This is a genomic window from Aeromonas aquatilis (assembly GCF_054052405.1).
Window position 1 is genome coordinate 20871 of sequence record NZ_JBSTYP010000060.1, and the last position, 8584, is coordinate 29454.

The 8584-nt window shown below is 55.4% G+C and carries 10 protein-coding genes; all 10 read right to left on the reverse strand.

The window, feature by feature from the left end; translation table 11 throughout:
- Window positions 1-2 precede the first annotated feature (2 nt).
- On the reverse strand, window positions 3-536 hold the full coding sequence (gene atpH, locus ACW5W8_RS19515) for a F0F1 ATP synthase subunit delta (RefSeq protein ID WP_005339341.1): 534 nt from the start codon (window positions 534-536) through the stop codon (window positions 3-5).
- A 13-nt stretch (window positions 537-549) separates the two neighbouring features.
- Window positions 550-1020 (reverse strand): F0F1 ATP synthase subunit B, encoded by a 471-nt coding sequence (atpF, locus tag ACW5W8_RS19520; RefSeq protein ID WP_005339336.1) that lies wholly within the window; start codon window positions 1018-1020, stop codon window positions 550-552.
- A 54-nt stretch (window positions 1021-1074) separates the two neighbouring features.
- Entirely contained in the window at window positions 1075-1317 is a 243-nt protein-coding gene (gene atpE, locus ACW5W8_RS19525; RefSeq protein ID WP_005307205.1) for a F0F1 ATP synthase subunit C, read from the reverse strand.
- A gap of 58 nt (window positions 1318-1375) precedes the next feature.
- Window positions 1376-2158 carry a F0F1 ATP synthase subunit A gene (atpB, locus tag ACW5W8_RS19530; RefSeq protein ID WP_005339335.1) on the reverse strand — a complete coding sequence of 261 codons (783 nt, stop codon included), beginning with the start codon at window positions 2156-2158 and terminating at the stop codon, window positions 1376-1378.
- Window positions 2159-2166: 8 nt separating this feature from the next.
- Window positions 2167-2577 carry an ATP synthase subunit I gene (locus ACW5W8_RS19535; protein WP_498629709.1) on the reverse strand — a complete coding sequence of 137 codons (411 nt, stop codon included), beginning with the start codon at window positions 2575-2577 and terminating at the stop codon, window positions 2167-2169.
- 190 nt (window positions 2578-2767) lie between these two features.
- Complete coding sequence (locus tag ACW5W8_RS19540; RefSeq protein WP_498629711.1) at window positions 2768-3676, reverse strand: ParB/RepB/Spo0J family partition protein; 909 nt, start codon at window positions 3674-3676, stop codon at window positions 2768-2770.
- Entirely contained in the window at window positions 3673-4476 is an 804-nt protein-coding gene (locus ACW5W8_RS19545) for a ParA family protein (RefSeq protein ID WP_005357226.1), read from the reverse strand. Before ACW5W8_RS19545 ends, ACW5W8_RS19540 begins: the two co-directional genes overlap by 4 nt.
- A gap of 26 nt (window positions 4477-4502) precedes the next feature.
- Window positions 4503-5129 (reverse strand): 16S rRNA (guanine(527)-N(7))-methyltransferase RsmG, encoded by a 627-nt coding sequence (gene rsmG, locus ACW5W8_RS19550; protein ID WP_493375657.1) that lies wholly within the window; start codon window positions 5127-5129, stop codon window positions 4503-4505.
- Between the two features lie 21 nt (window positions 5130-5150).
- Window positions 5151-7040, reverse strand: a complete 1890-nt coding sequence (mnmG, locus tag ACW5W8_RS19555) for a tRNA uridine-5-carboxymethylaminomethyl(34) synthesis enzyme MnmG (RefSeq protein WP_498629714.1) — start codon at window positions 7038-7040, stop codon at window positions 5151-5153.
- A gap of 508 nt (window positions 7041-7548) precedes the next feature.
- Complete coding sequence (gene mioC / locus ACW5W8_RS19560) at window positions 7549-7998, reverse strand: FMN-binding protein MioC (protein ID WP_498629716.1); 450 nt, start codon at window positions 7996-7998, stop codon at window positions 7549-7551.
- Between the last annotated feature and the right edge of the window lie 586 nt (window positions 7999-8584).

Consider the following 8584-nt stretch of genomic DNA (forward strand, 5'->3'; position numbering starts at 1 on the left):
AATCAAGATTGCAGCGCGTCAGCCATGCGATCCAGCTTACCGCGGACTGTGCCGTCGATTACCAGATCACCGGCCTTGATGAGCACCCCGGCCATCAAGGACGCATCGATGCTGCAATTCAGCTTCACTTTGCGCGCGAGACGTTGTTCCAGAGAAGCCTGAATATTGGCTTTCTGCTGGTCGGTCAGTTCGATCGCCGAAATCACGTCAGCCTGAACCTCTTTATCCAGTTCAGCTTTGAACGCTACAAATTCAGCAACGACCGCCGGCAGCACACCCAAGCGACCATTCTCGGCCATCACCCGGATCAGGTTCTGGCCATGCACGTCGAGTTGCTCACCGCAGACACCGACAAACAGCGTTGCCAGCTCTTCGGCGGCCACAGAGCCGTTTACCAGGTTGTGCATGGTCTCGTTTTCCACTACTTGCGCAGCGAAACCGAGCATACCCAGCCACTGGTCAACCGCCTTGTGCTCAACGGCAAACTCGAAAGCAGCCTTGGCGTAGGGGCGAGCGATTGTAGTCAGTTCAGACATAGCCCCGTTCCCGTTACAGTTCTGCTACCAGTTTGTCGACGATGTCGCTGTTGGCAGCCTGGTCGATTTGACGCGCCAGGATCTTCTCTGCACCAGCAATGGCAAGAGCAGCAACCTGCTTACGCAGTTCTTCTTTGGCACGATGACGTTCAGCTTCGATCTCGGCACGGCCCTGAGCCAGGATTTTTTCCCGCTCAGACTGGGCACCAGCGGCAGCTTCATCAATGATCTGGGCTTTACGTTTGTTAGCCTGTTCAATGATTTCAGCAGCCTGCAGCTTGGCTTCTTTCAGCTGATCGGTGGCGTTGGCCTTGGCCAAATCCAGATCTTTCTTGGCACGTTCGGCAGAAGAGAGACCGTCAGCAATAGCTTTCTGACGGGCTTCGATGGCAGCAATCAGCGGCGGCCATACGTACTTCATGCAAAACACTACGAAGAAGAAAAAAGCAATTGCTTGGCCGAGGAGGGTGGCATTGATATTCACAGCCGATGTCCTCTTAAGTTAGTTAATGGGTTATGCCTGGAGAGTCGTAATGACTTAGCCAGCAACCGCAAACATCACGTACAGACCCAGACCAACGGCGATCATCGGGATCGCATCCACCAGACCCATTACGATGAAGAACTGGGTACGCAGAACAGGGATCAGATCCGGTTGACGAGCAGCACCTTCCAGGAACTTGCCACCCAGGATACCGATACCGATGGAAGCGCCGATAGCAGCCAGACCCATCATCATTGCAGCAGCGATGTACAGCAGGTCCATGTTCAAGTTTTCCATGAGGATCTCCAGTTATTTAGATGTAATTGATTGTATAAAAAGGATTATTTGAGTTGCATCAACCATGGTCTTCCTGCGCCATCGACAGATAGACGATGGTCAGAACCATGAAAATGAATGCCTGCAAAGTGATGATCAGGATGTGGAAAATTGCCCAAGGCACGGACAGGATCCACTGTGACCACCAGGGTAACAAACCCGCAATAAGGATAAAGATCAGTTCGCCAGCATACATGTTGCCGAACAGTCGAAGACCCAGAGAAACAGGTTTGGAAATCAGCGTAACAGTTTCCAGGATGAGGTTAACCGGGATGGCCGCCGGGTGGTTGAAAGGCTGAAGCGTCAGCTCCTTCACAAACCCGCCGATACCCTTGACCTTGATGCTGTAATACAGGATCAAGAAGAACACGCCCAAAGCCATGGACATGGTGATGTTAACGTCAGCAGAGGGAACCACACGCAGATAGGGAATACCCATCAATTGTGCAGCGTGAGGGATAAAGTCAACGGGGATCAGATCCATGAAGTTCATCAGGAAGATCCACACAAACACCGTCAGCCCCAAAGGTGCGATGACCTTGTTGCGACCGTGAAAGATGTCTTTGACGTTACCATTCACAAACTCGACCAGCATCTCCACAAAGCACTGCAGCTTACCCGGCACCCCGCTGGTAGCGTTAACGGCTACTTTGCGGAAAAGCAGGATAAACAGGGCGCCTAGCACGACGGAAAATACCATTGAGTCGATATTGACCGTCCAGAACCCGGACCCGACTTGAAGGTGGGTCAGGTGGTGGGAGATATATCCCTGAGGAGTCAGGACTTCTCCGGTTGCAGACATGAGTTTTCCTAATAGTGGTTGTTAAGCGTGAATGAAACCATCCACTGTACAACGAGGGCGAGGATATAAGTGGCGAAAAACGAGACGGTAACGACCTCGACTCCCGCACCAGACAACAGGGCAAACAGACCTGCGGTCGAAATGAGCTTAATCCCAGCCCCACCATAAAAGTCCCGCAAAACCAGGCCCACACTCTCGGTTGTCACCTTGCGGCGCAGCACCCAGACAGTAAACAAGGCTTGAGGAACCCAGTACATCCCCCCTCCGTAGAGGGCGGAATAACCGGCGCTGGCACCTGTCAGGTAAAACCAGACGGCACTCATCGCCAGGATCAGGATGAGCTGACAAACGAGCATAACCAAGGCCAGTGTCAAACCTTCCAAGGCTAATTTCCGCTTCACCAACCTACCCCTGAACATTACAGAACTGTAAAAAATCGGGATCCGAAGACCCCATGTTAACAGCTCTTAAAGCCGGTCAAATTATACCCTTGAGGGCAGCTATTGCAATATGACAAAAATCCTTAATTTTTGCGGCTTTCAGCGGCAAATCAAGGTTATGGCCATATCAAAAGGAATGGATGTTTTATTACTACAAAAAGCGTAAAAATCACGATTCCGACACGCCAAAACAGCCCAATATACGGTCCAAATCGGACAAATTCTCGTAACTTATTACTAACTTCCCGCTATCCCGCTTGCCAGGCTGAAGTTGCACCTGATTGCCAATTTTTTCTGCCAGTTGGCGCTCCAGGTAGCCGATCTGCGGATCGCGAGCCGGTTCGACCCTGGCTTTTTCCGGTTCCAGCGCCTTTTGCACCAGCTTCTCGGTATCGCGCACGGTCAGTCCCTTCTGGGCGACCAGCTTGGCCAGTTCGGACTGGGCCTGGCCGCTCAGGGCCAGCAGGGCACGGGCATGGCCCATATCGAGGTCGCCGTGCTCGACGAAACGCTTCACATCGTCGTTGAGCTGGTTGAGACGCAACAGGTTGGTCACCGTGGTGCGGGACTTGCCCACCGCCTCGGCCACCTGCTGGTGGGTGAGTTCGAATTCGGTCAGCAGTCTTTGTAAAGCGACCGCCTCTTCGATGGCATTGAGGTCTTCCCGCTGAATATTCTCAATCAGCGCGATGGCGACGGCAGCCTCGTCGGGTACATCCTTGACGATGCAGGGCACCACCTCGAGCCGCGCCAGCTGGGACGCGCGCCAGCGCCGCTCACCGGCTATGATTTCGAAGGATTGTTCGCCGAGAGGGCGTACCACGATGGGCTGGATCACCCCCTGGGCGCGGATGGAGTTGGCAAGCTCTTCCAGTGCATCCTGGGACATATCCTTGCGGGGCTGGTACTTGCCGGACTGCAACCACTCCACCGGCAGCTTGCGCAGCTCGGTCTGATGGGCTGGAAGCATAGCCTCTTCAGTACGTTGATCGCTCATCACCTGTTTCTGGCGGGCAGCCGTGCTGGTACTGAGCAGGGCATCCAGCCCCTTGCCCAGTCCACGTTTTTTCGGAGTCATATGCTCTCTCGGTCTGCGATGGTCGCCTGACGTTCCTGCTCCTGGCGGCGCAGGATCTCGCCAGCCAGTGCCAGGTAGGCCTTGGCGCCCACCGATGATTTGTCATAGTGCATGGCCGGGGCACCGAAACTCGGGGCCTCAGCCAGTCTAACGTTGCGGGGAATGATGGTGCGGTAGACTTTGTCGCCAAAGTGCTGTTTTAGCTGATCGGACACATCATTAGCCAGCCGGTTGCGGTGATCGAACATGGTGCGCAGCACCCCTTCGATCTTGAGCTCCGGATTGACCACAGCGGCCAGCTTGCTGATGGTGTCGACCAGGGCGGTGAGCCCCTCCAGCGCGTAATATTCGCACTGCATGGGCACCAACACGGAGTCGGCGGCGGCCATGGCGTTCACGGTCAGCATGTTGAGAGAGGGCGGGCAGTCGATGAAGACGTAGTCGTATTTGTCCCGCACCGAAGCCAGCGCATTGCGCAGGCGGATTTCGCGGGCGAAAAATTCCATCAGACGGATTTCGGCCGCGGTCACGTCGGCGTTGGCGGCAATCAGGTGATAGCCCCCGGTGGTTTCGGGGATGATCACTTCGCTGATGGGGGCATCCTCGATCAGCAGCTCATAGGCTGTGCGCTCGACGTCATACTTGTCGACACCGCTGCCCATGGTGGCATTGCCCTGCGGATCCAGATCGATCACCAGCACCTTACGCCGGGTGGCAGCCATGGAGGCGGCCAGATTCACACAGGTGGTGGTTTTACCCACTCCACCCTTCTGGTTGGCTATGGCGATGACTTTTCCCACACGATCCCCTAAATGAAACTGCGACCCTATTCGGGCTGGATATGTTTGAATTCCAGCAGATGACGTTCGCCTTCCAGCTCCGGCACCCGCAACTCATGACAGGCTACCAGACGGATATTGGCAGGCAACTGGGCCAGCTCCTGCTCGGGATATTGTCCCTTGAGAGCCAGGAAGCTGCCCTGTTCTGACGGCAGGTGGTGACACCAGCTCAGCATATCCTCCAGCGAGGCAAATGCCCGACTCAGTACACCATCAAACCCCACTTCGGGTTGATACTCTTCAACCCGGGATTTGACCGGCGTCACATTGGTCAGACCCAGCTCCTGGATCACCTGACGGATGAAGTTGATCCGCTTGCCCAGACTGTCGAGCAGGACGAACTGCTTGTCCGGATTGATGATCGCCAGCGGCAATCCCGGCAGGCCGGGACCTGTCCCCACATCGATGAAGCGCTCACCGTGCAAGTGGGGGCTTACCACCAGGCTATCGAGGATATGCTTGACCAGCATGGCGTCAGGATCTCGCACCGAGGTGAGATTGTAAGCCTTGTTCCACTTGTGCAGCAACTCGACCAACTGCACCAGTTGGCTCTTTTGGGTATCGGTGATAACAATTTCGGCCTGCATGAGCAGGCCGTTCAATCTTTCCAGCATATTTTCCAACGGTAAGAATCCTCAGGCGGTTTTACGCAGCAGGCCGTGTTTTTTCAGGTGAACCAGCAGGATGGAGATGGCCGCCGGGGTGATGCCGGAGATGCGGGAAGCCTGACCAATGGTCTGCGGTTTGGCATCGTTCAGCTTGGCTTTCACCTCGTTGGAGAGGCCGTTCACCTCGCGATAGTCCAGATCCAGCGGCAGCAGGGTGTTCTCGTTGCGCAGCTGCTTTTCCACTTCATCGTGCTGACGCTCGATGTAACCGGCGTACTTGATCTGGATCTCAACCTGTTCGGCCGCGGCAGGATCGGTCACGGATGGGCCGACCCCTTCGATGGCCATCAGCGCATCATAGGTCACCTCGGGGCGACGCAGCAGCTCTTCCAGACTCTGTTCGCGGGTTAGCGGGGTGTTGACCAGGGCGTTGACTGCCTCCAGTGACGGATGTTGCGGATGGATCCAGGTTGAACGCATGCGCTGACGCTCCAGCTCGACCTGTTCCATCTTGGCGTTGAATTTGCTCCAGCGCTCGTCATCCACCAGACCCAGCTCGCGACCGATGGCGGTCAGGCGGATATCTGCGTTGTCTTCCCGCAGCAGCAGGCGATATTCGGCACGACTGGTGAACATGCGGTAAGGCTCGCGGGTCCCCAGAGTGGAGAGATCATCCATCATCACGCCCATGTAGGCCTGATCCCGACGCGGGTTCCAGGGATCCTTGTCCTGGGCACGCAAGGCCGCGTTCAGACCGGCCATCAGGCCTTGTGCCGCCGCCTCTTCGTAACCGGTCGTGCCGTTGATTTGGCCAGCGAAGAACAGGTTTGGAATGCACTTGCTCTCCATGTTGGCCTTGAGATCCCGCGGATCGAAGAAATCATATTCGATGGCATAGCCGGGGCGGGTGATGTGAGCGTTCTCGAAGCCGCGCACGGAACGGACGATCTGCACCTGCACGTCAAACGGCAAGCTGGTGGAGATCCCGTTCGGGTAAAGCTCGTGGGTGGTCAGGCCTTCCGGCTCGACAAAGATCTGGTGTGCAGTCTTGTCGGCGAAACGGGTGATCTTGTCTTCGATCGACGGGCAGTAGCGCGGGCCGATCCCCTCGATCACCCCGGCGTACATGGGGCTGCGATCCAGGTTATTGCGGATCACCTCGTGGGTACGCTCGTTGGTGTGGGTGACGTAGCAGGGCACCTGACGGGGATGCTGGCTGGCATCGCCGATAAACGAGAAGACCGGACGCGGATCGTCGCCGTGCTGGGCCTGCATCACGGAGAAATCGACGCTGCGGGCATCGATGCGCGGCGGCGTACCGGTCTTGAGACGATCGATGCGCAGCGGCAGTTCACGCAGGCGCTGAGCCAGGGTGATCGACGGAGGATCCCCGGCACGGCCGCCCTTGTAGTTTTCCATCCCGATGTGGATCAAACCGTTCAGGAAGGTACCGACCGTCAGCACCACTGTCTTGCCGCTGATGCGGATCCCGCTCTGGGTGACCACACCGGCAACACGATCCCCGTCCATGATCAGATCGTCACAGGCCTGTTGGAAGATCTTCAGGTTCGGGTAGTTCTCCAGCATCTGGCGAACGACGGCCTTGTAGAGCAGGCGATCCGCCTGGGCACGAGTGGCTCGCACTGCCGGGCCCTTGGAGGAGTTGAGGGTGCGGAACTGGATCCCGCCAAGATCGATGGCACGCGCCATGATCCCGCCGAGTGCGTCAACTTCCCTGACCAGGTGTCCCTTGCCGATCCCACCGATCGCCGGATTACAGGACATGTGTCCCAGCGTATCGATATTGTGGGTCAGCAACAGGGTGTTCATGCCCATACGGGCTGCCGCTGTTGCTGCTTCGGTTCCGGCATGACCGCCACCGACGACGATCACATCAAATTGTTCATGGTATTGCATTGGGATCACCTTGATCTGCACGCCTGAAGATCTTTATTTGCCTGGGCTAAAGGGCGGAACATTCTATCTGTTTCGCGTCCTGAGGGGAACGTCTACTTAACGTTCAGTATGAAGGGAGGATCCACTAATTAGATCTTAAGGATCTTTAGATCGATCTTTTACTGGATCTCTTATTAGGATCCGCCCTTTCTGTTGATAAGCACTTTTTGATCATAAAGATCATTAGTTTAAGGACGATCCTAGCTTGTGGAAAAGCTTGGATCCTGGCCCAGTGAACGAGGGGATAACCAGGACTTTTATACACAGAGGTCTGTCGGTCTGGATCTAATACATGGATAACTATAGGTTTTGCAGAGCTTTACACTGTAGTTATACACATTACCCCTGGGCGTTGTGGGTAACCTTGTAGAACAACTCCCCCGGATCAATCTGTTAATAACATGGTGGATAGTCGATCTGGGGATAAGTGGGGAGATCAAGCTTTTTTTCAGGATCTCCCGCACGCTGATCAGGCGATCATCGTCATCCAGTCGCGGATCCACACTTCAGCGGCATCTTCGGGGATCTCGTGTTGGGTCACATCGATGTCGAGCCGCTCGCCGATCCGGCTGGCACCGCACTCGGCCAGCAGCCGATCCAGCGTCTTGCCACCCTGGCAAAAGGTGTCATAACTGCTGTCGCCAAGGACGATCACGCCATATTTCAATGAATTAAGATCCGGATGCTGCTCGGCAAGATCCTTGGCGAAGGGTTGCAGGTTGTCGGGCACATCCCCGGCACCATGGGTGGAAGTGACCACCAGCAGGATGGATCCCGCATCATCCAGCACCTCTGCCAGCTTGGCCGGGTTGTGGAGCCGGGTCTGGTGGCCAGCCTGTTCCAGCAGGTTGGCGACGTGGTCTGCGACATATTCGGCGGCGCCCAGCATGGAGCCGACGACGAGATTGAGTTTGGCCATGGAATGGATCCTGATTTCAGACAAAGAAACGGAAAGCCGGATTCTACCGCCAAAGGGTGTGGATAAATATGGATAAAGCTTGGGGATAATGGATCCAGTCAGATAATGCCACCAGCTCCATCTCGTCGATCTTTCTGCGGCCTCTCTCTATCTCTTACTAAATGATGGTTTTCTTATGAAACCCACCATTGTTGTGATGAGCGTACTATTGCTGAAAATTGGGTTTCATATGGGGTTTTTTGATGGCCGGATAATGCCTCTGCGGTTTTCTTCCTTCGAGCATCTATATGTCCGAGGTGGCATCAGATAACCCCGTTTGGCCTATTAAAGAGGGGCTGATTGCTGTCATCGTTGGCCATTTTTGCTCATGGGTTAGGCCAGCAGATCCTCTTTACACAGGAGGTCCCGGTCGGGCTGGTCTCCACCTTGTTAGGGGGCGCTTACTTCATCTGGTGCCTGCGCCGCCTCTAGGTTTGCTGACAAAAAATAGACAATAAAAAGGCTATGTCCCAATTACGTGTTGAAAGGCTAAGCTTGAAGTAGGCCATCACCTTGAGGTCTACCATCATGGATACCCCAGCCTTTC

Coding starts and splice junctions, on each gene's coding strand:
- atpH (WP_005339341.1), bottom strand. CDS start 536: ATGTCTGAACTGACTACAATCGCTCGCCCCTACGCCAAGGCTGCTTTC.
- atpE (WP_005307205.1), bottom strand. CDS start 1,317: ATGGAAAACTTGAACATGGACCTGCTGTACATCGCTGCTGCAATGATG.
- atpB (WP_005339335.1), bottom strand. CDS start 2,158: ATGTCTGCAACCGGAGAAGTCCTGACTCCTCAGGGATATATCTCCCAC.
- ACW5W8_RS19535 (WP_498629709.1), bottom strand. CDS start 2,577: ATGTTCAGGGGTAGGTTGGTGAAGCGGAAATTAGCCTTGGAAGGTTTG.
- ACW5W8_RS19540 (WP_498629711.1), bottom strand. CDS start 3,676: ATGACTCCGAAAAAACGTGGACTGGGCAAGGGGCTGGATGCCCTGCTC.
- rsmG (WP_493375657.1), bottom strand. CDS start 5,129: ATGCTGGAAAGATTGAACGGCCTGCTCATGCAGGCCGAAATTGTTATC.
- mnmG (WP_498629714.1), bottom strand. CDS start 7,040: ATGCAATACCATGAACAATTTGATGTGATCGTCGTCGGTGGCGGTCAT.
- mioC (WP_498629716.1), bottom strand. CDS start 7,998: ATGGCCAAACTCAATCTCGTCGTCGGCTCCATGCTGGGCGCCGCCGAA.